The organism is Providencia manganoxydans (assembly GCF_016618195.1).
GTDB classification, from domain to species: domain Bacteria; phylum Pseudomonadota; class Gammaproteobacteria; order Enterobacterales; family Enterobacteriaceae; genus Providencia; species Providencia manganoxydans.
This window is the reverse complement of the sequence record NZ_CP067099.1, coordinates 1,157,059-1,183,983: the sequence shown is the minus strand read 5'-3', so window position 1 is coordinate 1,183,983 and position 26,925 is coordinate 1,157,059. Positions and strand designations below refer to the sequence as shown.

21 protein-coding genes are annotated in these 26,925 nt (G+C 39.5%); 11 read left to right on the top strand and 10 right to left on the bottom strand.

Going from position 1 to position 26,925, the window contains the following annotated elements:
• The first annotated feature begins 173 nt into the window (after positions 1-173).
• Positions 174-2,570, top strand: a complete 2,397-nt coding sequence (locus JI723_RS05190; protein ID WP_272580270.1) for a beta-N-acetylhexosaminidase — start codon at positions 174-176, stop codon at positions 2,568-2,570.
• 64 nt (positions 2,571-2,634) lie between these two features.
• Here the strand turns inward: JI723_RS05190 and JI723_RS05185 are convergent, their stop codons facing one another.
• Together JI723_RS05185 and JI723_RS05180 are read right to left on the bottom strand one after the other, a co-directional pair.
• The gene (locus tag JI723_RS05185) at positions 2,635-3,372 is read right to left on the bottom strand and encodes a vWA domain-containing protein (RefSeq protein WP_272580271.1); all 738 of its coding nucleotides are present in this window, start codon (positions 3,370-3,372) and stop codon (positions 2,635-2,637) included.
• Positions 3,373-3,777: 405 nt separating this feature from the next.
• Positions 3,778-4,680 carry a hypothetical protein gene (locus JI723_RS05180; RefSeq protein WP_272580272.1) on the bottom strand — a complete coding sequence of 301 codons (903 nt, stop codon included), beginning with the start codon at positions 4,678-4,680 and terminating at the stop codon, positions 3,778-3,780.
• A gap of 180 nt (positions 4,681-4,860) precedes the next feature.
• Between JI723_RS05180 and JI723_RS05175 the strand changes: the two genes are divergently transcribed.
• Entirely contained in the window at positions 4,861-5,364 is a 504-nt protein-coding gene (locus JI723_RS05175; protein ID WP_283126400.1) for a DUF2165 family protein, read from the top strand.
• Here the strand turns inward: JI723_RS05175 and JI723_RS05170 are convergent, their stop codons facing one another.
• Positions 5,365-6,279 carry a LysR family transcriptional regulator gene (locus tag JI723_RS05170; protein WP_272580274.1) on the bottom strand — a complete coding sequence of 305 codons (915 nt, stop codon included), beginning with the start codon at positions 6,277-6,279 and terminating at the stop codon, positions 5,365-5,367. It abuts the gene before it with no gap.
• Between the two features lie 300 nt (positions 6,280-6,579).
• On the opposite strand from JI723_RS05170, the gene JI723_RS05165 reads away from it, so the two are divergent.
• Together JI723_RS05165 and JI723_RS05160 are read left to right on the top strand one after the other, a co-directional pair.
• Positions 6,580-8,373 (top strand): adenine deaminase, encoded by a 1,794-nt coding sequence (locus tag JI723_RS05165; protein WP_070926368.1) that lies wholly within the window; start codon positions 6,580-6,582, stop codon positions 8,371-8,373.
• Positions 8,373-9,716, top strand: coding sequence for an NCS2 family permease (locus tag JI723_RS05160; RefSeq protein ID WP_070926370.1), 1,344 nt, complete (start codon positions 8,373-8,375; stop codon positions 9,714-9,716). The genes JI723_RS05165 and JI723_RS05160 overlap by 1 nt, the downstream gene beginning before the upstream one ends.
• Before the next feature lie 32 nt (positions 9,717-9,748).
• On the opposite strand, the gene JI723_RS05155 is transcribed toward JI723_RS05160, so the two are convergent.
• The 5 genes from JI723_RS05155 to tet form a co-directional block, all read right to left on the bottom strand.
• Positions 9,749-9,955: a hypothetical protein gene (locus JI723_RS05155; protein ID WP_140181456.1), complete on the bottom strand. Its 207-nt coding sequence runs from the start codon at positions 9,953-9,955 to the stop codon at positions 9,749-9,751.
• A gap of 69 nt (positions 9,956-10,024) precedes the next feature.
• Complete coding sequence (locus JI723_RS05150) at positions 10,025-11,176, bottom strand: lactonase family protein (protein ID WP_420704846.1); 1,152 nt, start codon at positions 11,174-11,176, stop codon at positions 10,025-10,027.
• Between the two features lie 349 nt (positions 11,177-11,525).
• Positions 11,526-13,157, bottom strand: coding sequence for a benzoylformate decarboxylase (gene mdlC, locus JI723_RS05145; RefSeq protein WP_070926377.1), 1,632 nt, complete (start codon positions 13,155-13,157; stop codon positions 11,526-11,528).
• A 38-nt stretch (positions 13,158-13,195) separates the two neighbouring features.
• On the bottom strand, positions 13,196-14,134 hold the full coding sequence (locus JI723_RS05140) for an AEC family transporter (protein WP_140181454.1): 939 nt from the start codon (positions 14,132-14,134) through the stop codon (positions 13,196-13,198).
• Positions 14,135-14,571: 437 nt separating this feature from the next.
• Complete coding sequence (tet, locus tag JI723_RS05135) at positions 14,572-15,762, bottom strand: Tet(A)/Tet(B)/Tet(C) family tetracycline efflux MFS transporter (protein WP_070926379.1); 1,191 nt, start codon at positions 15,760-15,762, stop codon at positions 14,572-14,574.
• Between the two features lie 84 nt (positions 15,763-15,846).
• Here tet and tetR point away from each other — a divergent pair, with 84 nt between their 5' ends.
• The 5 genes from tetR (at position 15,847) to JI723_RS05110 (ending at position 21,139) form a co-directional block, all read left to right on the top strand.
• Positions 15,847-16,458 (top strand): tetracycline resistance transcriptional repressor TetR, encoded by a 612-nt coding sequence (tetR, locus tag JI723_RS05130; protein ID WP_070926381.1) that lies wholly within the window; start codon positions 15,847-15,849, stop codon positions 16,456-16,458.
• Between the two features lie 486 nt (positions 16,459-16,944).
• Entirely contained in the window at positions 16,945-18,150 is a 1,206-nt protein-coding gene (gene gltS / locus JI723_RS05125; RefSeq protein WP_272580277.1) for a sodium/glutamate symporter, read from the top strand.
• Positions 18,151-18,479: 329 nt separating this feature from the next.
• Entirely contained in the window at positions 18,480-19,385 is a 906-nt protein-coding gene (locus JI723_RS05120; protein WP_140181447.1) for a LysR family transcriptional regulator, read from the top strand.
• Positions 19,386-19,541: 156 nt separating this feature from the next.
• The gene (locus JI723_RS05115) at positions 19,542-20,783 is read left to right on the top strand and encodes a D-amino acid dehydrogenase (RefSeq protein WP_140181445.1); all 1,242 of its coding nucleotides are present in this window, start codon (positions 19,542-19,544) and stop codon (positions 20,781-20,783) included.
• Positions 20,784-20,785: 2 nt separating this feature from the next.
• A complete protein-coding gene (locus JI723_RS05110; RefSeq protein ID WP_272580278.1) occupies positions 20,786-21,139 on the top strand; it encodes a RidA family protein in 354 nt (117 codons plus the stop codon).
• A 219-nt stretch (positions 21,140-21,358) separates the two neighbouring features.
• Here JI723_RS05110 and JI723_RS05105 read toward each other — a convergent pair whose 3' ends face one another.
• Complete coding sequence (locus tag JI723_RS05105) at positions 21,359-21,628, bottom strand: YdgH/BhsA/McbA family protein (protein WP_140181443.1); 270 nt, start codon at positions 21,626-21,628, stop codon at positions 21,359-21,361.
• Between the two features lie 901 nt (positions 21,629-22,529).
• Between JI723_RS05105 and mutS the strand changes: the two genes are divergently transcribed.
• Positions 22,530-25,091 carry a DNA mismatch repair protein MutS gene (gene mutS / locus JI723_RS05100; RefSeq protein WP_272580279.1) on the top strand — a complete coding sequence of 854 codons (2,562 nt, stop codon included), beginning with the start codon at positions 22,530-22,532 and terminating at the stop codon, positions 25,089-25,091.
• A 1-nt stretch (position 25,092) separates the two neighbouring features.
• Positions 25,093-25,854, top strand: coding sequence for a tRNA isopentenyl-2-thiomethyl-A-37 hydroxylase MiaE (gene miaE / locus JI723_RS05095; protein WP_337979820.1), 762 nt, complete (start codon positions 25,093-25,095; stop codon positions 25,852-25,854).
• Between the two features lie 62 nt (positions 25,855-25,916).
• Here the strand turns inward: miaE and rpoS are convergent, their stop codons facing one another.
• Positions 25,917-26,903: an RNA polymerase sigma factor RpoS gene (gene rpoS / locus JI723_RS05090; protein WP_070926418.1), complete on the bottom strand. Its 987-nt coding sequence runs from the start codon at positions 26,901-26,903 to the stop codon at positions 25,917-25,919.
• Positions 26,904-26,925: the final 22 nt, after the last annotated feature.

Sequence of the window (26,925 nt, the reverse complement as noted above, 5' to 3'; positions counted from 1 at the left end):
GTCTAATATATGCTCAATATAGCGTTCACAATAAACAATATACTCTAAATAATTCGAATTGCGGGTCAACGACAAGCGAAGATAGTCGGGGAAGCATAGATAAACACTGTGACTCGGCAAGCGTAACCTAGTCACCCTGCAACTTGAAAGAACGAGTATAATAAGGGAGCTCTATGCCTAACAAACTTACCTCTACTATCATCCTATCCTCACTTATTTATACGCTACCTTTATCCGCTCAAACCTTAGCGGAACTACCTTTAATGCCTTGGCCTCAACAGGTTGAAGTAAAAAATAGCGACGGTAAATGGATCCTTAATAACGAACTTGATATTTATATCGAAGGTGATGAATTAAACGACGCAACTGCTCGCTGGCGTGAAAGGATAGAGGCTCAAACTGGGTGGCAATTAACCCCACATCAAGCCCAAAATGCTCAGGCACCCATAAAAATTCTCATCGAGAAAAAAGTTGCTAACTTACCTTCAGTACAGATGGATGAAAGCTACCAACTTATCACTGATAGTAATGGCTCAACCATTAAAGCAGCAACACGTTTTGGGGCAATGCGAGGCATGGAAACCTTACTACAACTGATCCAAACCGATGGTGAAAACACCTTTGTTCCTTTAGTCACTATCAACGATAAACCACGCTTTGCTTGGCGTGGTGTAATGCTTGATTCAGCACGACATTTCTTACCAATCAATGATATTTTACGTCAAATAGACGGAATGGCTGCCGCTAAATTAAACGTATTTCACTGGCACTTAACCGATGATCAGGGTTGGCGTTTCGAATCACAGCGCTACCCTAAATTACAGCAACTCGCGAGTGATGGGCAATATTATACCCAGCAACAAATGCGTCAAGTTGTCGAGTATGCAAAAGAAAGAGGTATCCGAGTCGTCCCTGAAATTGATTTTCCAGGGCATGCATCTGCGATTGCGGTTGCTTACCCAGAGCTGATCAGTGCCGCTGGGCCTTATCAAATGCAACGCCACTGGGGCGTTCATCAACCACTTCTCGACCCAACCCAAGAGCAAGTTTATCAATTTACTGATGCGCTAATTGAAGAGTTAACCACCATCTTCTCTGATGAATATATTCATATTGGAGGAGATGAGGTTGATCCAACACAGTGGGAAAACAATCCGTTAATTCAGGAATTTATGAAGAAAAACAACCTGAAGGATACCCATGCTTTACAAGCCTATTTCAATCAGCGACTCGAAAAAATTCTAACCAGCCATCAACGTAAAATGGTTGGTTGGGATGAAATCCAGCATCCTACGCTTTCTAAAAATATCGTGATCCAATCATGGCAAGGCCAAGACTCATTAGGCCATAGTGCCCAAGAAGGCTTTCAAGGTCTCTTATCCACTGGGTTCTACCTCGACCAATCACAGAGTGCGGCCTACCATTATCGAAATGAAATATTGCCTCGCCCATTTACTGTTGATGTCAATGTTAAGCAAGGTGAACAAGCACAAAGTTGGCAGTTTGAAATTGAAAGACTTAAAGGTAGTCCGGTGAAAGGTAGCTTCACACTCATCAAAGGCAGTGATGGCTGGAGAGGTTTTATCGATTTTGCAGGAAAATCACGCCGAGCGGTGGATCATATAGAGTGGCTGTCACCAAGCCAAGTTACCTTCTCCGTGGATACTTGGATGGGGGAAACACGCCCAGTTGTGATATTAAACAAACAGTCACTAAGTGGTTATACGATGATTGGCAATACCCGCTATCCAACGACAGGGACTAGCTTAGCTGATACTCCAGAAGGAATTGCACCAACAACACTTGATGCAGATAAAATGAGCAATATTCGTGGTGGTGAAATCGCATTATGGGCAGAGAACATTCGAGCCCCCATTATCGATGTTAAGTTATGGCCGCGTGCTTTTGCTGTTTCTGAACGCTTATGGTCTGCGCAAAATGTTAATAATGAAGAGGATATGTATCGTCGCCTTAATGCCGCAGATGCTTGGTCAAGCGTTTCCGTGGGTTTGCAACAACACGCCCAAACTGCACGTGAATTTACTCGACTAGCAAATGGGGCTGAAATAGAACCATTGCAGATCTTGGCTGAAACTGTTGAGCCAGCACATTATTATACTCGCCATCATTTAAAATTCAGAGAAAACCAATATCACCAATATGAACCGTTGAACCGCTTTGTCGATGCCTTGCCAGCAGAAAGTACTCAAGGTCGTGCATTCAAACAACATATTGATACCTTAATGGCTAAACCAAATGATAAAACCAATCAGCAATGGCTCATAAATAAGTTAACACGTTGGCAAAATAATGTTCCTCAAGCTCAAGCGTTAATCAAACAAAATGTTAACCTAGCACGATTGGCTCCTGTTGCCGAAAATATGCAGCAACTATCGGCAATTGGCTTAGAACTTGTTGAACATTACAGTACAAATAAACCACTTACTGAACAACGTAAGACGACTATTTTTCAACAATTGGAAAAAAGCGCGGTATTACATGATGAAGTCGTGATTGCTATTATTGAACCACTGGAAACATTACTACGCCATATCCCAACCAAAGGATAATAAAAAAACACCTCCCAATTATTATACTGGGAGGTGTCAGTAGTTACTTTAACTCTATGTCACTTTATTTTTTAGCGCGATCCGTCGCATCTGCTTCCACTTCTTTTTTCCATTCCCCTGATATTGGTGCGGAATTTTTCTTGGATTCAACTGCATTATTTATCGCTTTATACGCTTTGTCATAACCTACTTCATCTTGTACATAGCCAGTCGCTTTTGAGCGACTAATCCCAATACTATCTGCTGCGGTGATCGCATCAATATTTGCACCAAGGAAAATGAAATCCCATTTATCCTCAGTTTCAGCTGATTTAATCATCGATTTAATTTTTGATTGGCTATATTTATGACTACTATTTTCTTCGCCATCAGTAATGATTACAAATAATACATTATTATTTTTGGTTATTTTTCTATTTTCTTGTATTTTAACAATGGTATCACCAACAGCATCTAATAATGCCGTATTATTACCTACTTTATAATCATCTAGTGTTAGGTTTTTAACTTTATTAATAGGTTCCCTATTATGCAATAAAGTTGTTTTATTATTAAATAACACTGTCGTAATAAATACATCGCCATTTTTATTACGATTTTCAGTTAATACACTATTAAAACCACCAATAGTATCTGATTCAAATCCAGACATTGAGCCACTTTTATCGAGTATAAAAACCAAATCTAATACTTCAGGCTGTTGTTTTTCTGCAATAATTGACTGGCTATTCGCCGTAATTGAAAACAACTGTAGACTCGCCATTAGAATAACACTAAACAATGACTTTAATATTGTATTCATTTTATTTATCCCATAAATAAAATAGAGTTTATATAAAGCTATCATCCAGTTATTCAGACTATTTCACATAAGAACTTTCTGGTTACAATATAAGCATATTCTTAAAAAGATATATCACCATCACACCTCAAGTAACGCGTTTTTCGTGTAGAAATGAGTACGTTGATTTATACCAGTCACAGTGTTTTCATCGTTAAAAATACCTAGAACTTTAAGAGGCTACAAAGTGTAGCCTCAGACTGTTGCCAAACATATCATGTTTGGCGGCAGTCATTAGGGGTTCTGAAATAAACGAGGAAAATCAATGAATTGATTTTCGGCTAATAACACGGAGCGGGAAAAACCACGCTTTTATCCCGCTTCATCAGCAACCTCAGGCTACAAAGTGTAGCCTGTTATATGGGTTTATCGTCCCCAAATGCCATAACCTCGTAATTCACCGATTTTGCTAACAAAATCATTATATTTTTCATTCTCTGCGACACCACTAGAAGAAGCACTATTCGCATGTATATCCACTAACTCCATCATCAATTGATGAGCTTGCTTATTCAATTTTTCATGAATATCAGTATCGTTAGTATCTTGTAGTGGTTTAAGTAGTGCCAGTAACTCTTCTGCTTTTGCTTGCAGCTTTGGATTCGCGAAATCGGCGATAGGAAGATCATAGTTAAATGGCATATTCACTGTATCTTGAGTGGCTTCATCAGCAGTGCTAGGCGAAATATTTTCATCATATTCTGTCGCAATGTACTGGACTAGCTCTGGCTTATCAAAGCACTTAGATTGAATATTACCTATTGATTTGCGATCATTCACCGTAATTGAATCAGGAAAGGCTTCACCGAGTGGATAATCACATTTAAATATATTGGCATCAATTACTGTTGCATTCGCACTTCTAACCGCCATTTCTAACTCATGTCCATTAATCACGACTTCGTAAGTTGCAGGTTTAAAGCGATCTGCCTTCCCCTCGACAGCATAAGCTTCTGAGAGGGTATAATAAACATGATTATCTGGATTGATAATACCACCATTATTATTATCAAAAACCATAAATGAAAAGATGTCACCTTGGCTATTTTCTAATTTATGTTTTCCCGATGAAAGTTTAATAATATCTCGTTGTCCAGGTAAAACCTCATAAGACTTATCATCAACCTTAAATGAAATATTATTCGTCGTTGGGTTACTATAATAAAACTCTCCTTTTTGACTCATAGGGTTAAAATCATCACAAGCCGAAAGTGTCAATGCTGCGATGACGGCGATTCCCCATTGAGCCTGCTTAATGCTTTTTTTCATTAGATAACCTTTTAATTGCACTTATTACGAATAATATTCTTTACTATTTCAATATTAATAGAGTTAATTAAACTTAAATTAGCTCTATACTCTAAATTTTGTCTGATAATACAGATACTCGTTAGAGAGATAAATCAAAGAGTGTTATTCTGCATGAATGATTATTTTTAAGGATAAAATATGATCACTCGCCTGTCAAAATCTCTATGCGTCTGTGCTATCGCCTTATTTATCTCTCTAGCCGTATTTAATAATTTAACAGACTACGCCACTAACTTTATCTTTATTCAACATGTTCTCTCCATGGATAGCATTTTTCCTAATGCAACCGTTGACTATCGAGCTATTAATGCCACTTTATTTCATCATGTCGCTTATATCATGATTATTATAATTGAAACTATTTGTGCTTTAATTTGTTGGTATGGAGGGATCACACTACTAAAAAACTGCAAAAAAAGTGCCTTTGAATTTAATCGTAGTAAAAAATGGTCTATTGCAGGGCTTACCCTTGCATTTCTGCTGTGGCATGTGGCTTTTATATCTATTGGTGGTGAGTGGTTTGCGATGTGGATGTCAAAAGAGTGGAATAGTATTCAAGCTGCTTTTCGCTTTTATATCACCGCCTTGCTGGTACTGATTTATGTTGCTTTACGCGATCACGATGAATCTATCCACCAATAGTTACCCTTTTAATGTCTTTAAAAGCAGGGTAAATACTGATTCCATCATGGGGGTTAATGTTTGATTAGCTCTCATCAATGATACAGTACGGGTAAGCTCGGGTTGCTGTAACTGTAGCACCACTAATTCAGGATCACGTAAGTGTGCCGTATACAACTGGGGCAAAATTGCGATAGCCAATTTTGAGCGAACTAAGCCATATAAAGTTTCAATATAATCAACTTGATAACGTACATTAAGCTTCAAACGGTGGCTTTCGATAGTGGCTAGTACTAGGCGCTGAATATTACCTTTAGAAAATATAGCGACATCACGACCATTCAGCAGTTTCCAAGGAAGGTGAAATCCTTCTGCTAGCAGATCTTGTCGGTGGATCACTGCCACAAATGGGTCATCCTGTAAGGCAAATAACTGTAATTCACGAGGTACCGAACTATCCAATACGCCAATACCAAAATCAATTTCGTTATTCATTAATTGAGAAACTAATGAATCATTGGTTTTATCGTAAAATTCAACCTTGAGCCGAGGAAAATTGAGGCTTAATTGAGTGGGGATATCAGGAAAAAGTAGCGAGCTAACAGAAGGCACTAAACCTATCCGCAATGTCCCGTCACCGCCTTCTTCCATAATTTGCTGAATATCACTAAAAGCACGCTGAGAAACACTCAATACACGCTCAGCATGCGGTAAAATAGCTGCACCAAGTTCAGTCAATGTCACGGATGACGCGGTACGATTTATTAATTTTCCACCAATCACAGCTTCAATTTGACGTAATGCACTGCTCAATGCAGGCTGACTAATCGATAATCGGCTTGCCGTTTCCGTAAAATGGCGCAAATGAGCCAATGTCACAAAATATTGTATCTGCTTTAACGTCAGTGCGGGTAGTCGTTGCCAAGGATTTATCATGATCTGCAATTACGCTTTATGAAGAACCATTAATAGAAGGATATACTTGTCATATTTCACGTTGAAGGGGCGTTGACTCCGCTTGATTGGCTTGGTCACAGTGTGTATCTATGTTCCTTACCTATCTTTGCTTATCGCCTATCCACACCTCGAATTATTTAGGGTATATCTGAAACAAAAATAACACCATCATTTCAATCATTATAACTATTTCTTATGCTCTGATAAGTTTTATCATCTTGGCAAACGTTTGCGTTGCTCATAAAGTAGTGGCAAAGAATCATTTAATGATGGTGTTTTATGAGTATAACCAATTATAGCCGACGTCGTGCAGTACAAGCGGCAAAAGGAGAAATTCCTTTTGATCTTCTTCTCACTCAAGCCAATATTGTCGATATGGTGACAGGGGAAATCCGTGCCGCAGACATCGGTATTGTCGATTCGTTGATTGCGAGTGTACATCCAACAGGTAGCCGCCTTGATGCGAACGAAATTCATAATCTCAATGGTTATTTTATCTCACCGGGTCTAATTGATACTCACGTCCATCTAGAAAGTTCACACCTCCCACCTAACCGTTATGCTGAAATTGTTCTCACTCAAGGTACTACTGCGGTGTTTTGGGATCCTCATGAGTTAGCTAACGTACTGGGTTTGGAAGGGGTACGCTATGCCATAGAAGCAAGCCGTAACTTACCACTGCATGTTATGGTTGCCGCCCCTTCATCTGTACCTTCAACACCAGGGCTAGAAATGTCCGGAGCCGATTTTGCAGGTGACGAAATGTCAACCATGTTAAGTTGGCCCGAAGTCCATGGTGTTGCTGAAGTTATGGATATGTTCGGGGTATTGCATGGTAGCGAGCGGATGGAAGGTATTCTAAACGCGGGTTTAGCATCTGGAAAATTGATTGAAGGGCATGCCAGAGGATTAAAAGGAGCCGATCTGCAAGCCTACCTTGCCGCAGGCGTTACCTCCGATCATGAACTCACCTCTGCTGAAGATGCATTAGAAAAATTACGCGCAGGTCTAACACTCGAAATTCGCGGTTCTCATCCATATTTGCTACCTGATATTGTGGCTGAACTGCAAAAACTTCCCCATCTGTCCTCCCAAATCACAGTATGTACCGATGATGTTCCACCCGATGTGTTAATTGAAAAAGGCGGTATTATCGCCCTGCTCAATTTACTGATTGAACATGGCATGCAAGCTACCGATGTATTGCGATTTGCCACTTTAAACGCTGCTATCCGTTTACAACGCCCCGATCTTGGCTTAATTGCCGCAGGCCGTCGTGCTGATTTAGTCGTGTTTGATTCACTGAAAAAACTGCAAGCAAAACATGTGTATGTTGCAGGTGAGCACATCGCGAAAAATGGTCAATTATTTAAAACATTAGCCACAGAGCAAGATGTATTGCCTCCTAGAGACACGATGCATTTATCGCCAGTCACAGCTAAAGAATGCACACTGCAAATAAAAAATATAACCGAAGGAAGTGCACGTTTACGTCATATCAGCGGTGCGCGCTTTACTCAATGGGGAGAAGTTGATGTACAGATCTGTAATGGTCAAGTACAGATCCCCGATGGCTTTAGTGTGATCCGCGTACAACACCGTCATGGCCGCCACCAAGCCAATCCACAAATCGCTTTATTAGAAGGCTGGGGAGAGCTACGTGGAGCGATTGCCACCAGCTATTCCCATGATTCACATAACTTAGTGGTACTCGGCCGTAATGCGGACGATATGGCACAAGCCGCTAATCTACTGATCGAAAGTGGCGGCGGAATGGCCTTAGTACAAAATGGTAAAGTGCTTGCCCATGTTGCCATGCCAATTGCCGGTATGCTATCTGACCTTCCAGCAGAACAACTTGCAAAACAATTTCGTCAATTGCGTGAACTCAGTAGCCAAATCGCAGATTGGGAGCCTCCATATCGTGTATTTAAGGCTATCGAGGGCACCTGTCTTGCATGTAATGCAGGCCCCCATTTAACCGATTTAGGGCTAACCGATGGCACAACTCGTGAAATTGTTGATGCCGTTATTGCAACCCATAACAACAATAATGACAGGAGAGCCAATTAATGGCTGACAACATGCTTAAAACGCCAACATCAGGGAGTTGGCTAGAAAAACGTTTTGCATTGCGTTCACGTGGTAGTACAGTCAGAACTGAATGTCTTGCTGGTATAACCGGTTTTCTTGCCGCAGCTTATTTACTGGTTGTTATACCGGGTCTGCTAGCTGCTGGTGGAATGGATAAAGGTGCAGCGACCACAGGAACGATTATTGTTTTTGTGCTTGCTAGCCTACTGATGGCATTCTATGCAAACTTACCTTTCGTGGTTGGGCCTGGGATCGGTGGCTCTGTGCTCGTCGGTATAACTCTAGCAGGCAGCGAGGGCATCGATTGGCAAATAGGTCTCGGCATTGCCTGTTGGTCAGGGATCTTATTTTTCCTTCTCACTAAATTTGGCTTGCGTGAAGTAGTGACGCGCTCAGTTCCACAATCAATTAAACTCGGTTTAACAGCCTCTATTGGGCTATTCGTAGCTATCTTAGGCTTTCGTAACGCTGGCTTAGTCTTAGCTAATCCAAAAACGAACGCATTAATGTTAGGCGATTTTCTATCACCGGGGGCGCTAGTGGCGTTAGCTGGCTTCTTTTTAGCCATTGCATTGCAAGCTCGCCGTATACCCGGCGCCATTTTATGGGCTATCTTATTTGCCACGGCTATTGGTATTCCGTTTGGTGTCACCAAACTACCAGATAGCTTTATTGGGATCCCCCACTCTGTTGCACCCGTTTTTGGTCAAGTGGATTTAATTGGGGCATTAAATATCGCCTTCTTACCCTTTTTATTTGTCTTCTTTGCCGCTGAATTCTTTTCTACCATGGGAACCACTCTTGCCGTTGGTGGAGAAGCAGGATTACTTGATAAAGAAGGCAACATGCCGAATATCAACCGTCCTTTTATCGTGGATTCAATCGCTGCGGCACTAGGCCCTTGGGTTGGTATTCCTGCCGCAACGGCTTTAATTGAGTCTTCAGCAGCGGCAGAAGCTGGTGGTAAAACAGGTATGACTGCCCTCGCCGCCGCTATCATGTTCTTACTGATGCTGTTATTCACACCAATTGCACTAATGATCCCTGCACAAGCAACCGCACCAGCGCTAATATTAATTGGCCTGAATATGTTTAGTGGATTACGTAAAGTTGACCTAGCGAACTTTACCGATGGATTACCTGTTTTAATGATGGTGATGATTACGTTAATTGCCAATAGTTTCGGGACAGGTATTGCAGGTGGATTACTGTTCTATATTTTAATTAAGGCAGTGGCTGGTAAATGGAAAGAGATCCCAATTAGTCTATGGGTGTTAGCTGTGCCATTGGTGTATTACTTTTCTACGTTGGTTAAACATTAATCTCCTATTAAGCACTCGATGCCAATCGAGTGCTAATTAACGTTAACTGAAAAACAATTACATCCGCAGTGAAAGCGCACCACTTGAGCGAGCTTAGGCTTTTTGCCTTTACGTTTACACTTAGCGTTCTCGATCTCAATTGCATGTTTAATTTCATTGATTTCAAAACGCGATAAACGCTTATTATTCCCTGTCGCACTACGGATCCTTTCACCACACAATTTATTTGATCCTGACATACTAATTCCTATATTGTTTTTTTTTAAAAAAAGTAGCGTAATCAAACGCTACTCTTAATCACTTAACCACTATTTTGCCTCATTGATCACCATTTGAGAAGGCGCACCTACCGGTACATAATCATCCACAAATTTAAGTTCCCCTGAATTAGCATCAACACTAAAACGAGTGATATTGTCACTACGCTGATTCATGGCATAAAGATATTTACCATTTGGTGATAGCGTTAATGTTCTTGGATAATCACCGCGTGTCCATGTTTGCGTCGGTTTACTTAACGAGCCATCTTTATTGATGTTAAAGTGTGCAATGCTGTTATATAATCGGTTACCTACATATAAATGTTGACCATCTTGGCTTTCGACAATCCCTGAAATAAAATTAGTGCCTTTATAATTATCAGGTAATGATGATACTGTTGTTCCTTCCTGCAATAGGCCTTTTTGTTTATCAAATTGATATTGAGTTAAAGTTGACGCTTCTTCGTTAACTAACCAGACATGTCCATCAAGTTTAGAAAACACAAAATGGCGAGGTCCAGCGCCTTTCGAAGAAGCCATAATATATGGCGGATCATTGGCGATTAATTTGCCATTTTTTTGATCCAACTTGTATTGATATATACGATCAAGTCCAAGATCGGTAGTGAACACATATTTACCTGAAGGATCGGTCGCTATCATGTGTGCATGCGGGCCATTATGATCGCTAATCGCAAAACTCCCTTCAACCGCAGCTTCAGGATAAGCTGCCCCCGCGGGGCCTTCATGCTGAATAATATCGCTTGCTGGCTGTAAACTACCATCATCTTGGATTGGTAATACAGACACCGCGCCGCTGTGATAGTTAGCAACTAATAGATAACGCCCATCTGGTGTTAGTGATAAATAAACTGGGCCATCGCCGCCCGAAGGTACGTTATTTAGCGCCTGCAATGAACCATCGGTATTGATTTTCCAAGCATGGATCGTGCCTTTTTCTGTCTCACTACCTGCATAAAGCACTTTACCATTATGAGAGAGTACCAATTGCGCTGCATTGGTTAATGGTGCAGCCAGCACTTTATTAGTTAATTGGCCAGTTTGATTATCCATATCAAAACGATACACTCCTTCTCCATTGGGACTATAAGTGCCAACCCATGCAAACTGCGGTGCAGCCATCAAAGAGGTACTAGCAAACATGACTGAAGCTGCCCAAATAGATAACTTTTTTGACATGATCAATTTCCTAATTAAATAGCGATGTGGAACTACTTTTTCACCGTAAAAAGTGAATATAAAATAACCATGTCAGACTAACGAAATCACTGATAACTGTGCAGGCACATTATTTCCATTTATTGATGGAAATAATTCAATAGCTAGAACTATAAATTTCCACTTAGCAGGCATTCCTTATTTACCACTGGCTTTTCAATCGATATTGAATTTTCGAGTTAGCTTGAATAAAAAATCTGGCTTTAGTGGACATTTCTTGTTTTGGGATGAGGATCGAGGTTTTGAGTAAAAAACCATCAATAATAGAAGAGTATAAACAGCCGACAGCAAATGCCGTCGGCTATCAAGATTAAATCAATGGTGGGATAGAAGGTAAAATAGGGACTTCTATCACTGTAGGCCCTTCTCGGTTAAACGCTTCTTTACATGCTGCTTTCACTTCCTCAACGGTCTCAGCCCTAACCGCTGAACAGCCATAGCCTTTCGCTAATGCGACAATATCAAGCCCCGGTATATCCAGCCCCGGTACGCCTGGAGTCTCTTCTAAAACCGCAAACGATTTTAAAATTGCATATTCACTATTTTTCGGAATAACAAAAACAATTGGCAGCTTTTGCTGCGCCGCACTCCATAAACCTTGAATTGAATACTGCATTGAGCCATCACCAATAATCGCTAGCACAGGACGATTACGACCACTGTCTTTTTCACCTAATGCAATACCAACACTTGCCGGTAAGTTCCAACCTAAAGAACCGCTCGCAAAGGTGTAGAATGAATCAGGCTGTTCAATCGGCCACTCACGATGTAACTCAGCTAAGTTAGAAGGCGATTCTTCAACTAATACTGTTTCTTTCGGTGAAACATCACGCAGTGCACGGAATAATTCTGCGGCACTTAATGTCGAAGACGTATTTACAGACTCCGCAGCTACCGGATGTGGAGCCATATTATGAGCTTGCTTAGTCACAGCTTGTGATTGTGCTGCTCTTGCTGCCACCAATTCAGTTAACCCTTCTACGGCAAGTACTGCATCACTCAATAAGCTGTCACCAACAGGTGCACGGCCAATCTCAACGGGATCATCAGTAATATGCAACAAACGCAATCCTTCAGGAATATAGCTACCCGCAACATAAGGGTAATAACGGAAAACAGGCGCACCAATCACCAATGCAAGGTCATGGCCTTCAAGTTTTTCTGAGAGTGACTTAATCGCAAATGGTAAACCACCAGCATACAACGGATGCGTTTCAGGGAAAGCAGGACGTTCCGACGCAGGTGCAGCCCATACTGGAATATTTAATTTTTCAGCCAGTTTGATCCCTGCATCCCAACCTTGTCCACGCGCAATTGCAGAACCATAAATCAATACTGGATTTTTAGCCGCTGTTAATGCATCTGCAAATTCTTTTAAACGAACAGGATCATAACCGATACGCTGAGGTATAGAACGAACCACAGCCTGTTCATCAAGCGCAGGTTTATCCCAATCATCTAATGGGATAGATAAAAATACAGGGCCTGCTGGTGGCTGTAATGCCATCGCATAGGCTCGCATAAACGCAGCGGGCACATCTTCGGCACGTGCAGGTTGATAACTCCACTTCACCCATGGCTTTGGTAAAGTTTCTGGCTCAATATTCGTTAACCATGGTTCCATAAGCAACATTTCACGCGTTTGGTTACCCGCAGTCACGATTAATGGTGTTCTATTCATAAATGCAGTGAGAATATTACTCATTGCATTACTTAGCCCCGCCGAAGTATGGACATTAACCATTGCGACTTTACGAGTTGATTGTGCATATCCATCAGCAGCAGCAACCGCAGAAGCTTCTTGTAATGTTTGGATATAGCGAAAATCAGCCGGAAAATCTTTTAGAAAAGTTTCTTCGGTTGAACCAGGGTTACCAAAAACGGTTGTGATATCCAACTCACGTAATAAATCGAATGTCACTTGGCGGATGGTCTTTTTCATCTAAAAACTCCAATAAGCAAATAATGATTACGGCTCAATTAATGTAAATACACTAAAAACGCTGCCATGGTGGCAATGGATAATACCGTACTAAAAAAGAAGGTTGACGCCATTTCTTGCTCAGCAATTTTATATTGCATCGCTAATATTACACTGATTGTTGCTGCTGGTAATGCAATTGTCATAATAGACAGATCAGCTACTGTTCCCTTTATCGCCATCAGTAGACAAATACCGAGAGTAATAACCGGAACGATAATATTTTTTGTAATGACCGACGTCAAAATGGTCAAATTAAACGTCACTTTTTGACTATAGAGAATAATTCCTGTCGAAAATAGTGCTATTCCCCCTGTAGTGGTTCCTAATAATTTTAATGACTTTAATATATTCTCAGGGATTTCAAAATCCAAAATCAAAATAATAAAAGCCAGTACAGGCATCCAAATTATTGGCTCTTTGAGTGTATTTTTTAGATTAGAAGCTATACTTACCTTTGAATTACCACCATCTTTATTTGACGAGTAAGTGGATAACGAAAATAATGTAAATGGAACCAAAATTAAGTTAATAATTATTCCGCATAAAGAAACCGGTATCGAACTTAATTCACCATACAGAAAACCTAAAACAGGAATACCAATGAAAGGACCTGAAGGTGCAGCAACTGCCAATGCTTGTAATGCAGCGATTGGTTTACTACGGCGGAAAACAGAATGGGAAACAACGAATACAACAATGTAAGCTCCCACCATACTGATAAATAACACTAACGCCATATCACTTTGCTCTAGCAATACTGAGCGTTTAACACCTAGCATTCCAGAAAATAACGTTAATGGTAGTGCATACAACATAACCAAACGGTTTAAAATGGTACTTTGATCTGAATTAAAATCTTTGTGCCATGCTGCAAAATAACCTAAAGCCAATGTGACAACAATAGGTAATAATGCAGATATAATTATCTCTAACATATCATCCCCAAAAAACAGATAGTAGATAAAAGTAAAGCTCTGTTATTACCTTTTGATAATAACAAAAAGCAATAGCAAAATAAAAAACCCAAAAATATAGAAACAACTTTAATGCTATTCTTTAATTGAATAGTTTTAAAAATAAAAACATTTAAATTCAAGGCAATCTAAATTTATAATCATAAAAAGTCAGTGAAAATGCATTCAAATCAAACAACAATCAAAATAAAGTAACGAGGTTTGAATTTAATAACCGCGTTAATATTAATGTAATAAAGCTAACAACATAGAACAGTTAACAATTAAGAAACATATATTCCCTTTAATCTATTTACATTCGGTTTTATGAATATGATTCTATTTTTCCCGACCTAATTAGGTCATTGTCAAACAATCCCATAAAATAAACTTTATATAATATATTCGATACAATGCTTTTACTCACTCAATAGTTTTTGTGGGTTAAACATAAAAATAACCGATAGTAAAACAACCACTAAATAACATATCAAACCAATTATCCAAACCCAACCATCCCAGATTGCTAATGTGTGATTATAGATTAATGCAAACAACACAGGACCAATGACCCCTGTTGCATTAGTCAAGCTGACTAATAAGCCTTGTAAAGCCCCTTGTTGCTGACTATTTACCTGAACGGACATCAATCCTTGCAATGCAGGTAGTGCAATACCACCAGCCGCTAATAGGATTAAAATTGGGAATACTAACCAACCTTCAGAGATAATCGCTAATAAAGCAAAAGCACTACTATCAGCAACAAACCCAACAATTATCGCGGTTTTTTCTCCCCATATTGAGGCGATACGTCCGGCTACAAACGCCTGAAAAAGCGCATGCAAGCATCCTAGCCCAGCCAAAGAGAAACCGACCATCATACTATTCCATGCAAAACGGTTTTCAGTAAACAATACCCATACCGTTGCGGGTATCTGCCCAATTAACTGTGCTGAAAAATAAATAATTAATAAAATGGGCATACTTTTTATTAATGTTATATATACCGAATTTGATTTTTGCTTAACCGCCGTATCAATATCTGTACTCTCTGTTATCTTTCGGGTTTCACCAAACACTGACATCACGACAAAGAAAGTCACTATATTCAAAAATGCAGCAATAAAGAATGGACTATGAGCAGAAATAGAGCCAGCAAAACCACCAATAATAGGGCCTGCAATTAATCCTACACCAAAACTTGCACCTAATCGTCCAAACCATTTAACACGCTCGGAGACCGATGTAGTATCTGCGATAACGGAAGCAGCAACCGCTCCTGTAGCTCCAGTGATCCCTGAAAGTAATCGGCCTAAATACAGCATCCAAAGCGCACTAGAAAATGCCAACAATAAATAATCTAGCGATGCGCCAATTAATGACAACAACAAAATAGGTCGTCGTCCAAAACGATCCGACATCTTACCTAACCATGGTGCAAAAATAACCTGCATCAATGCATATAGCGCTAACAACACACCAAAATGATTAGCAATATTTTCAGTTGTAATAAATTCACGTAATAGTGTTGGTAAGACTGGCATTATCAATCCAATCCCCATGGCATCTAGCAACGTAATCACTAGTGCAATACTGGTTGATTTCTTCATTCCGCAATTTCTCTATCAGTGATAGGGTGGTGGTAAAATAACTCTATCGGTGATAGAGTGTCAACCATTAAATAGGAGTCGAACATGGCAAAATTAGACAAAAGCAAAGTCATTAGCAGCGCACTCGAACTACTCAATGAAGTAGGTATGGAAGGTTTAACAACACGAAAATTGGCACAAAAGCTGGGTGTCGAACAACCGACACTGTACTGGCATGTTAAAAATAAGCGGTCATTGCTTGATGCATTAGCCGTTGAAATGTTAGAACAGCACCATACGCATTTTTGCCCTTTAGAAGGGGAAAGTTGGCAAGATTTTTTGCGCAATAATGCCAAAAGCTTTAGATGTGCACTATTAAGCTATCGTGATGGCGCTAAAGTACACTTGGGAACTCGACCAACAGAGAAACAATATCAAACCATTGAAAAGCAGTTAGCATTTTTATGTCAGCAAGGCTTTTCATTAGAGCATGCATTATATGCCCTTAGTGCAATTGGCCATTTTACATTAGGTTGTGTATTAGAAGATCAAGAGCATCAAGCAGCCAAAGATCAACGTGAGAATTCAGATATCAACCTGACTCCGCCACTATTACAACAAGCTATTACATTACTAGATAAACAAGGCGCCGAACCTGCGTTCTTATTTGGGCTTGAAATGATTATTAGTGGATTAGAAAAACAGCTTAACGTTTAAAATATATTTTAAATATCACACTCACTTTTTTATAAGTGATCGTTTCTCGATAGCCTGCTCGTCGGGTTATCTTCCCTTTCAATGACGACGAATAAAAAATCACACACCGATAAATCACTAAATAGAAGCATCATAGTTTTATGTCGTACTTCACAGTTCTTTAAATTAGCGAGGCATAGCGAGTAATTAGCCTCATCACATTGGCAATGTTTATTATTTATTCAACCCTGTCGTACATATATTGTGAGAGGTCTTACCTGAGCCGCATGGTAACTAGGATTATCGAGTTAAATAGAAAAATAACATTTCAACCAACTAAGTAAAACTCAACAAACACATTCCGATTAAATTATACCTCTATTAACCAAAGGTTATGGATACCCAAACAAAACTCATTGTTAAAAATTGGTTAAGCAAAGTAATTTCATTTTTCACTAATGTTAAATTGTTATAGTGAAAATCTGGTAAACTACTTGAGGTAAAATAATGACTTTAGATGCCAGTTATACATTATTAGTCGCTTGTGTCGCGCTACTGATTGGGATGTTTGTGGTCAAATTTACACCATTTCTCCAAAAAAACCACATCCCTGAAGCCGTCGTTGGGGGCTTTATTGTTGCTATTATTCTGTTAATTATTGATAAAACATCAGGCTACACATTTATATTCGACTCTTCATTACAAAGCTTATTAATGATCGCATTTTTCTCTTCGATTGGATTAAGTTCCGATTTTTCACGATTAATTAAAGGCGGAAAACCCCTTGTTTTATTAACCATCGCCGTAACTATTTTGATCGCGATTCAAAATACCGTAGGAATGGGAATGGCAGTAGTAATGAATGAAAGTCCATTCATTGGTTTAATTGCCGGTTCAGTAACTTTGACAGGTGGTCATGGTAATGCGGGTGCTTGGGGACCAATACTTGCAGATAAATATGGGGTTGAGGGTGCCGTAGAGTTAGCAATGGCTTGTGCAACACTCGGTTTGGTATTAGGCGGACTTATTGGTGGCCCAGTTGCACGCCATTTATTAAAGAAAGTCACTATTCCAAAAGCGACTGAGCAAGAGCGCGACACTATTGTTGAAGCTTTCGAACAACCGAGTGTTAAGAGAAAAATTAACGCAAATAATGTTATCGAAACCATTTCAATGCTAATTATCTGTATTGTTGTGGGCGGTTATATCAGTACCTTATTTAAAGATACTGTATTCCAATTACCGACTTTTGTATGGTGCTTATTTGTCGGTATTATTATTCGTAATACTTTGGCTCATGTATTTAAACACGAAGTCTTTGAGCCTACCGTCGATGTACTGGGTAGCGTTGCTTTATCACTGTTTTTAGCCATGGCATTAATGTCATTAAAATTTGGCCAACTCGCCAGTATGGCAGGGCCGGTACTGATAATTATCGCAGTACAAACCGTGGTTATGGTGTTATTTGCTTGCTTTGTTACCTTCAGGATGATGGGGAAAGACTACGACGCCGTCGTAATTAGTGCGGGACATTGTGGATTTGGTATGGGGGCTACACCAACAGCTATTGCTAATATGCAAACGGTGACCAAAGCATTTGCACCATCACATAAAGCCTTCCTCGTTGTTCCCATGGTTGGTGCTTTTATCGTAGATATTGCCAATAGTATTCTAATTAAAATATTTATTGAGATAGGAACCTACTTGAATTAACGCTTTTCTCTCAGTGTGTACCTCATAAACCATTGTTATGGATGATGGGGTATACACTGAGCTATTTCGTCATCAAAAATCTAAAATTAATCCGCTCCCACCTAATAAAATAAAATCATCCATATTCTAAATAATTCGACGGCAGTTAAGCGGCAAGTACATCAATCGCGGGAACCATAAAAAGATGTGACTAGCGCGAATGAAGAACACCAACAACATTGCAACTTGAAGTATGACGAGTATAAACCGTGAATATTGACCTACTTGCCTGAATATTTGTAATTTATTCGCTAGAATAGCGTTTGAGATAAAAATTTAAGGCTCATAGAATGAAATTACGACATCTTGATATTTTTTACGCGGTAATGACTTGCGGCTCATTAACTCGTGCAGCTGAGGTTTTACACATATCTCAACCCGCAGCAAGTAAGGCACTTAAACACGCAGAGCAGCAATTAGGGCTAGTATTATTTCAACGGATCCGCGGTAAATTATTACCCACAGATGAAGCGCTGTTATTGTTTGATGAAGCCAAAGAAGTATATCGAAATTTAGATCGCCTGCGAATTTTGGCTCAAAATTTATCAAAAAACCCACAAGGTAAATTAGCTATTGGTTGCTTACCAAGCCTCGGTTTAAACTTGGTACCTGAAGTGACTGCACAATTTATTAAAAAACACCCTAATATTAAACTCACTATTGGTACTCACCATACCGTTGATATTCTGCAATTGTTAACCCAACAAGATTTGGATATTGGGATCGGCTTTAACCTTGCTATTGAAGGCGGCATTACCGTATTACCGATCGCCGAAATTCCTTTGGTTTATGTTGATACCGAAAAACACCAAGGACCCATTTCACTCGCAGATATTGATCAAGAACGCTGGATCCACCCAGGTTCAGACTCATTATCGCAATTATTACAGCGATACCATGAGTTTTCTGTCTCAAATATTAGTGTACACACCTACCATATGGCAGCAGAATTTGTTCGGGCGGGTTTGGGTTGCAGTATTACCGATATTTTCTCAGCTGAGCATACATTGCCAAAATCAATGATCTATCCGCTCAAAGAAAACCTACAGCTGGCTGTTTCTGTCTTCCATCGTGCAGACAGACCATTAACTAAAGCCGCACAAAATTATGTAAACACCTTGTCACAAACCCTCGAAAAAAGAAATAAAGGAGTTAACCAAAAGTTATACTCCAGCAATGAAAACTCAATTGTTTAGTTAACTCATTCGCCGTTAAATAATAACTCTTCCGTTATTATTAGCTGCGAATACTCTCATCACTCGAGGAACAGCTAAGCGGTAAGTAAATGAATGATTAACGCGAGTTAGCGTAATCAACAATACTGCAACTTGGAGTATGACGAGTATATAACGATGAAAAAACATGTGGTGGTCATTGGTGCAGGCGTTATCGGTCTTAGTACTGCATATGCGTTAATAAAGGCTGGTCATGCAGTCACTTTATTAGAATCAGAATCCGATGTGGGTATGCAAACCAGTTTTGCCAATGGTGGTCAACTTAGCTACCGCTATGTATCCCCTTTAGCTGATGCAGGTGTACCATTACAAGGTTTAAGTTGGATGGGAAAAAATGATTCTCCACTCAATTTAAAAATACAATTTTCACTCCAACAATGGGCTTGGCTAGCACAATTTACATTAGCCTGTAATCGAAAAACAAATAAAATTAATGGTGCTCACCAATTAAGATTATCATTATTAAGCCAGGAAATAATGAATACATGGCGCACTAATGGTGATATTGGTGATTTTGCTTGGGAAAAATCAGGTAAATTAATTATTCATCGTGACAAAAAAAGCTTTAATAAAGCCTGTGAAACGGTTGATCATCAATTTCAACAAATTTTAAATGCAGATGAAATTAGTACTCTTGAGCCTTCACTCAAAAATATTCAATCACAACTCGTCGGAGCAATTTATGCACCTGATGATGAAAGTGCGGATTGTTATTTATTCTGTAAAAACTTACTTCAATATTTATCGACACAAACTGATTTTAAATTATGTTTACAACACTCTGTCATTTCATTTATTAAACAACAAAAACGTATCACAGGAGTTGTAACCAATCAGGGAAATATTTCTGCTGATGATGTGATTGTTTGTGCTGGTAATGGTAGCCGCCAATTACTACAGCCTTTAGGCATTCATATTCCAATGTTGGGATTAAAAGGCTATAGCCTTTCTATTCCTTATCCTGAACAGCCGCATGTTGTCCCTAAAGTGAATGTGACCGACTATGGTAATAAAATTGTCTATGCAAAACTCAACCAACAGCTACGCGTCGCTGCTATGGTTGATATTGGCTATGATAAATTTGGCTTACGTAACAATCGAATTGTCGCGCTAAAAAACATTATTAAAAAAACCTTCCCTCGCTTAGAAAGCATTGATGATGCTGAAACATGGTGTGGTTTGCGCCCATCAACCCCGAAAGGCCCTCCAATGTTAGGTAAAACCGAATACAACAACCTTTGGTTAAACATTGGTCATGGTAGTTTAGGATTCACATTAGCGGCAGGCAGTGCTGTAATACTCAGCCAACTAGTCACAGGGCAACATTCACCAATATCTTTAACTGGATTAACGAGATAACTATGATGATCAAACGTAATAACCCAAAACCACGTTTAGCTGACAGTGTTGAGTATGCAGGTTTAGTCTATCTGTCTGGTCAAGTTCCTACCGATCTGACTGGCGATATCACCGCCCAAACGCAAGAGGTACTTGCTAAAATTGATACATTACTCGCCGCCAGTAGTAGTGATAAATCACGGATCCTTTCTGCTCAAGTGTGGATTAAAAATATGGAGCGTGATTTTGCAGCGTTTAACAGCGTTTGGGAAGCCTGGATGCCAGCAGAAAGTAGCCCCGCTCGCGCAGCTGTAGAAGCCAACATGGCTCGTGATCAAGTGCTTGTTGAAGTTATGGTGACCGCAGCTCAAGCTTAACTGCGTAACCTTTGGTTTAAATGATTAAGGTCGCAAATATATGTTATAAAAGCGACCTTAAATTTATCTTTCAAACATTCATGCTTGAAATATAAAAAATCTATTCTAAATAATTTATCGTACCGCTAGTCAACGAGTCACTAGCAACATAGAGCCTATAAAACGAATGCGCGTGAACTCAGTTAGCAGCACGACAACTTAAATTATAACGAATATATATTAGTTCTTATATAAACTCGCTGTCACTGAAACATTATTACCACTACCTTCAGATTCAACTGAAGTAATCACAAAATATTGCGCACCCTTTTCATCCGCTTTTTGTGAAATAGCTTCTACATAATTATTAACAACCCCTTCATTCATAACAACATTGACAGTACCTGCAAATTTTAAATCAAGGGATTTAGTATAATTAATTTCAGTAGCCGCAAATGCTAATGGGCTTAATAAAGCTAAAGATAAAACTGCTGATTTTAATTTATTCATTTTAAGAGCACCTTGAGTTATATTAGTTAATAAGATAATAGTAACCTTAGTTATTTATAAATAGTCTGTCAATAGCTTATCAGCATAGTATAAAAAATCAAACCACAGAGCAGCCCTTACTTATTAATAAACAAGGGAATATTTATTATTTCATTTTCAGTTTTAATAAGTTTAATTTTAAAGATTTTTATGCATCAATCTATTAAATCAAAATAAGGTCATCTACAAAAGATAATTTAATTAAAGATTACATTGATAAAAGAATGAAGTTAGCTGTTATATAATATTTATTATCAAAATGAGATAAGTTAGGGATTGATGATATTTTTATGTTATAGCAACTATTCATTTCCTTTTAATAATATTAAATACGTTGGGTTGGTAATTGTAATGAATTAAATACGGATTATGCTGCTAATAGTTATGCTTAGATTAAAGCAATGGCTGTAGTATAGCAGAATTAAGTACAATTAATGTGTTAACTGAAACATATACGGAATATTTATCCATTTTCCATTTAGTTCGCATGCCCCCTCATAAAAAATAAGTGAGTTAAAACCAGAAAATTACACACTAAACGACAGAGATTTCAATGTTCTCGGCAGAATGTTTCACTTTATTAGCTGAGGTTGCAATAACATCTGTGTAGCCTAACGTCCTATCATACTGCCCAACGACCTAACTTACAGCTAAGTACATTTGATTTCTGCGAAGCTGTTCCTAAATTTTAACCAAACATCTATGTTTGCTAATGAAATTCTACTGAAACGATATACAATACAGAGACTTTAAACCCTCATTAGGCGAATTCTTTGGTATTTTATCAGTACTAAGTAAAATATAATCAAACGCATCATACTCGTAGAACGCCATCACTTAATCAGTAATAATAGATAACGCTATGACAGATAAACAAAACTTCGAATCCCACACACCAATGATGCAGCAGTATCTAAAACTAAAAGCACAACATCCAGATATACTGCTGTTCTATCGTATGGGGGACTTTTACGAACTGTTCTTCGATGATGCAAAAAAAGCCTCTCAACTGCTAGATATCTCACTCACCAAACGAGGCCAAACAGCGGGACAACCCATCCCAATGGCGGGTGTTCCTCACCATGCAGCAGAAAACTATTTAGCAAAATTAGTGCAAATGGGCGAATCTGTGGCAATTTGCGAGCAAATTGGCGATCCCGCCACCAGCAAAGGGCCAGTTGAACGGAAAGTGGTTCGAATTGTCACTCCAGGTACTATTACTGATGAAGCCTTATTGAATGAGCGGCAAGATAATTTGCTGGCAGCGATTTGGCAAGAAGCTCAAGGTTATGGGTTTGCAACACTGGATATCACATCAGGTCGCTTTATTATCAGTGAAATAGACGATGAAGAGTCATTACGAGCTGAATTACAACGTACTCGCCCTGCTGAATTACTTTATTCAGAAGATTTTGCCAGTATGGCTCTGATTGAAGGCTGTAAAGGTTTACGCCGCCGTCCATTATGGGAATTTGAATTAGAGACAGCGAAGCAGCAGTTAGGTCTACAATTCGGCACAAAAGACCTTATTGGTTTTGGTGTAGAAAATGCGACAAGAGCACTACGTGCTGCGGGCTGTCTTCTTCAATATGTCAAAGATACACAACGCACCGCATTGCCGCATATCCGCAGCATTGTAATGGAAAAACAAACAGATAATGTCATTCTTGATGCGGCAACACGCCGTAATTTAGAAATTACACAAAATTTATCAGGTGGAACAGAAAACACTCTCGCATCCATATTAGATTTATGTGTCACGCCAATGGGTAGCCGCATGTTAAAACGCTGGCTTCATACCCCACTTCGTCATATTCAAACACTGAATAATCGCCAACAAGCAATCAAAGCTTTGCAAGAGTGTGGTTTAGAACTGCAACCTTTGTTACGCCAAATTGGTGATTTAGAGCGCGTGTTGGCGCGTTTAGCATTACGTTCAGCACGCCCGCGTGATTTAGCGCGAATGCGCCATGCCTTTGAGCAATATCAGGATATTCATCAAATTCTAAGCCAATCAAACAGCGAATATCTGCAAAACTTACAAAAGCGTATTAATCAGTTCGATGAGCTACAAGATTTGCTACAACGCGCTATTATTGATGCACCGCCTGTTCTAGTACGAGATGGCGGTGTTATTGCCCCCGGATATAATAGCGAACTTGATGAGTGGCGAGCACTTGCCGATGGCGCAACTGACTACTTAGATCGCCTTGAAATTCGCGAAAAAGAGAAGCTTGGCATTGATACATTAAAAGTTGGTTACAACGCGGTTCATGGCTATTTTATCCAAGTTAGTCGTGGTCAGAGCCATTTAGTGCCGATCCACTATGTGCGCCGCCAAACCTTGAAAAATGCTGAACGCTATATCATCCCTGAATTAAAAGAATATGAAGATAAAGTGTTAACCTCAAAAGGCAAAGCGTTAGCAATCGAAAAAGCGCTTTACGATGAGCTATTTGATATGTTATTACCACATCTAGCTGATTTACAGCTTAGTGCGGAAGCATTGGCTGAGCTCGATGTACTTAATAATTTAGCAGAGCGCGCTGAAACGCTGGGCTATCATTGCCCACAATTAACAGATAAGCCCGGCATTCAAATTACTGAAGGGCGTCACCCTGTTGTCGAGCAAGTGTTGAGTGAACCATTTATTTCAAACCCGCTTTCTCTGTCACCACAGCGACGTCTACTCATTATTACAGGCCCAAATATGGGCGGAAAAAGTACTTATATGCGCCAAGCTGCATTAATTACTTTACTGGCTTATATTGGTAGCTTCGTCCCCGCGACTAAAGCCATCATCGGTCCTATCGATCGTATTTTTACACGAGTCGGCGCATCCGATGATTTAGCATCTGGGCGTTCAACGTTTATGGTTGAAATGACCGAAACAGCAAATATCCTACATAATGCGACGGAGCAGAGTTTAGTGTTAATGGATGAAATAGGTCGAGGAACCTCAACCTATGACGGCCTATCTCTCGCTTGGGCCTGTGCAGAAAATCTCGTCAACCGCATAAAATCGATGACCTTGTTTGCAACCCACTATTTTGAGCTCACTAATTTGCCCGAAAAATTAGAAGGTGCCGCTAATATTCACTTAGATGCGATGGAGCATGGTGATACCATCGCATTTATGCATAATGTTCAAGATGGCGCAGCTAGTAAAAGCTATGGTTTAGCCGTCGCTTCTCTGGCTGGTGTACCTAAAGATGTCATTAAACGTGCGAAACAAAAACTTAAAGAATTAGAACTGATTTCAAATAATACCAACTCTAGTCATGTCGACAGCGCACAGTTAAGTTTCTTAGCGCAAGAAGAACCATCACCTGTGTTAAGTGCTTTAGAGAATATCGATCCTGACAAATTAACCCCAAGGCAGGCGTTAGACTGGTTATATCGCTTAAAGGAAATGGATAAGTAGTATGCAAGATCACGCTGAATTACTTGCCCCTATCAGGCAATTTTTACATTGCGAAACGCCCGATAGTTGGGTTGAAAAAGCCAGTAAACCAGAAAATTTGCCTATACTGCTAAAAGACCATTTATTATGTGAATTGAAGGCTGCGCAAAGTGCGATGTTTTTAATTCGCAAATATGCGGTAGATAAAGAAAGTGCCGCAGTGTTACTTGCATGGTTTAAGCCTTATGAGGACTTTGCCTACGATCGTATTGGTGATATTCATTCATTGAAAGATAAAAACCAAATTTCAAAACAGATTTTAGCTAAAAAACAATCACCTTACAGCCAAGATCTGATCGATAAAATGGTACTTTTAATCAAAGAAGAGCTGCATCATTTTTATCAAGTACTTGAAATCATGCATCAAAGAAATATTAGCTACGATGGCATTACAGCAAGCCGATATGCAAAAGGCCTATTCAACCATATGAGTGGTCACGAACCACAAACCTTGGTCGACAAACTGATTATTGGGGCTTATATCGAAGCTCGCTCATGTGAGCGTTTCGCTAAGCTAGCGCCTTTCTTAGATGATGATTTAGCTAATTTTTATATTTCATTGTTGCGCTCGGAAGCAAGACACTATCAAGATTACTTAAAGCTAGCTCAATCAATTAGTAAGGTAGATATCAATGAACGAGTTGATATGTTTGGAGCTGTGGAAGCCGAACTAATTTCCTCAATGGACAGTGATTTTAAATTTCACAGTGGTGTCCCTGCTTAAAATAGAAAGAAGCCCTTAACTAATGGTGTTAAGGGCTTCTTTATTAACATTCTAAAAATATCTTACATATTAAATAAGGCTTCTAAAGACAAATCTTCGCCTTGTAAAATATCTTTTAACCGCCTCAACCCTTCTACTTGGATCTGGCGTACTCTTTCACGTGTTAAACCAATTTCCCGACCAACCTCTTCAAGAGTTTCAGCTTCATAGCCTAGCAAGCCAAAACGGCGAGCGAGTACCTCTCGCTGCTTTGGATTCAATTCAAATAACCACTTAACAATGTTTTCTTTTAAGTTGTTATCTTGAATTGTATGTTCTGGCCCTGATTCATTTTCATCAGACAGAACTTCTAGCAAGGACTTCTCTGAATCACCAGCAATAGGCGTATCAACCGATGTAATACGTTCATTTAAACGTAACATACGGCTGACATCTTCTACTGGTTTATCGAGCTGCTCAGCGATTTCCTCAGCACTAGGCTCGTGATCTAACTTTTGCGCTAGTTCGCGGGCGGTTCTAAGATAAATATTGAGCTCTTTGACGATATGAATAGGGAGACGGATCGTTCTCGTTTGGTTCATGATGGCTCGTTCAATGGTTTGACGGATCCACCATGTCGCATAAGTTGAAAAACGGAAACCTTTTTCAGGATCAAATTTTTCAACTGCACGAATTAGCCCCAAATTACCTTCCTCAATGAGATCAAGTAAAGCGAGGCCCCGATTATTATAACGTCGAGAGATCTTAACAACTAATCGAAGGTTACTTTCTATCATGCGCTGGCGTGATGCAATATCACCACGTAGCGCCCTTCTTGCATAGAACACTTCTTCTTCAGCTGTTAGGAGTGGAGAGAATCCAATTTCACTGAGATAAATTTGTGTGGCATCCAAAACACGTTGACTTGTGCTCTGGAGTAAATCCATTTCATCATCTAGTTCAGCAACCAGATCCTCTTCTTTGAACTGACTTTCATCGAAAGCATCTTCTATTGTGCTCTCTTCGAGGTCATCATATAACTCGTTAGCTTTCAGCGAACTTTGGCTCATCAGTGACTCCTACCCTTGATAA

Bases quoted from the DNA above. Each gene is read 5' to 3' on its own strand.
- gltS (WP_272580277.1), top strand. From the start codon at position 16,945: ATGACTTTAGATGCCAGTTATACATTATTAGTCGCTTGTGTCGCGCTA.
- rpoS (WP_070926418.1), bottom strand. From the start codon at position 26,903: ATGAGCCAAAGTTCGCTGAAAGCTAACGAGTTATATGATGACCTCGAA.
- JI723_RS05190 (WP_272580270.1), top strand. From the start codon at position 174: ATGCCTAACAAACTTACCTCTACTATCATCCTATCCTCACTTATTTAT.
- JI723_RS05155 (WP_140181456.1), bottom strand. From the start codon at position 9,955: ATGTCAGGATCAAATAAATTGTGTGGTGAAAGGATCCGTAGTGCGACA.
- JI723_RS05160 (WP_070926370.1), top strand. From the start codon at position 8,373: ATGGCTGACAACATGCTTAAAACGCCAACATCAGGGAGTTGGCTAGAA.
- mutS (WP_272580279.1), top strand. From the start codon at position 22,530: ATGACAGATAAACAAAACTTCGAATCCCACACACCAATGATGCAGCAG.
- JI723_RS05175 (WP_283126400.1), top strand. From the start codon at position 4,861: ATGATCACTCGCCTGTCAAAATCTCTATGCGTCTGTGCTATCGCCTTA.
- JI723_RS05105 (WP_140181443.1), bottom strand. From the start codon at position 21,628: ATGAATAAATTAAAATCAGCAGTTTTATCTTTAGCTTTATTAAGCCCA.
- JI723_RS05140 (WP_140181454.1), bottom strand. From the start codon at position 14,134: ATGTTAGAGATAATTATATCTGCATTATTACCTATTGTTGTCACATTG.
- JI723_RS05110 (WP_272580278.1), top strand. From the start codon at position 20,786: ATGATGATCAAACGTAATAACCCAAAACCACGTTTAGCTGACAGTGTT.
- JI723_RS05170 (WP_272580274.1), bottom strand. From the start codon at position 6,279: ATGATAAATCCTTGGCAACGACTACCCGCACTGACGTTAAAGCAGATA.
- JI723_RS05165 (WP_070926368.1), top strand. From the start codon at position 6,580: ATGAGTATAACCAATTATAGCCGACGTCGTGCAGTACAAGCGGCAAAA.
- JI723_RS05150 (WP_420704846.1), bottom strand. From the start codon at position 11,176: ATGTCAAAAAAGTTATCTATTTGGGCAGCTTCAGTCATGTTTGCTAGT.
- tet (WP_070926379.1), bottom strand. From the start codon at position 15,762: ATGAAGAAATCAACCAGTATTGCACTAGTGATTACGTTGCTAGATGCC.
- tetR (WP_070926381.1), top strand. From the start codon at position 15,847: ATGGCAAAATTAGACAAAAGCAAAGTCATTAGCAGCGCACTCGAACTA.
- JI723_RS05120 (WP_140181447.1), top strand. From the start codon at position 18,480: ATGAAATTACGACATCTTGATATTTTTTACGCGGTAATGACTTGCGGC.
- miaE (WP_337979820.1), top strand. From the start codon at position 25,093: ATGCAAGATCACGCTGAATTACTTGCCCCTATCAGGCAATTTTTACAT.
- JI723_RS05115 (WP_140181445.1), top strand. From the start codon at position 19,542: ATGAAAAAACATGTGGTGGTCATTGGTGCAGGCGTTATCGGTCTTAGT.
- JI723_RS05185 (WP_272580271.1), bottom strand. From the start codon at position 3,372: ATGAATACAATATTAAAGTCATTGTTTAGTGTTATTCTAATGGCGAGT.
- mdlC (WP_070926377.1), bottom strand. From the start codon at position 13,157: ATGAAAAAGACCATCCGCCAAGTGACATTCGATTTATTACGTGAGTTG.
- JI723_RS05180 (WP_272580272.1), bottom strand. From the start codon at position 4,680: ATGAAAAAAAGCATTAAGCAGGCTCAATGGGGAATCGCCGTCATCGCA.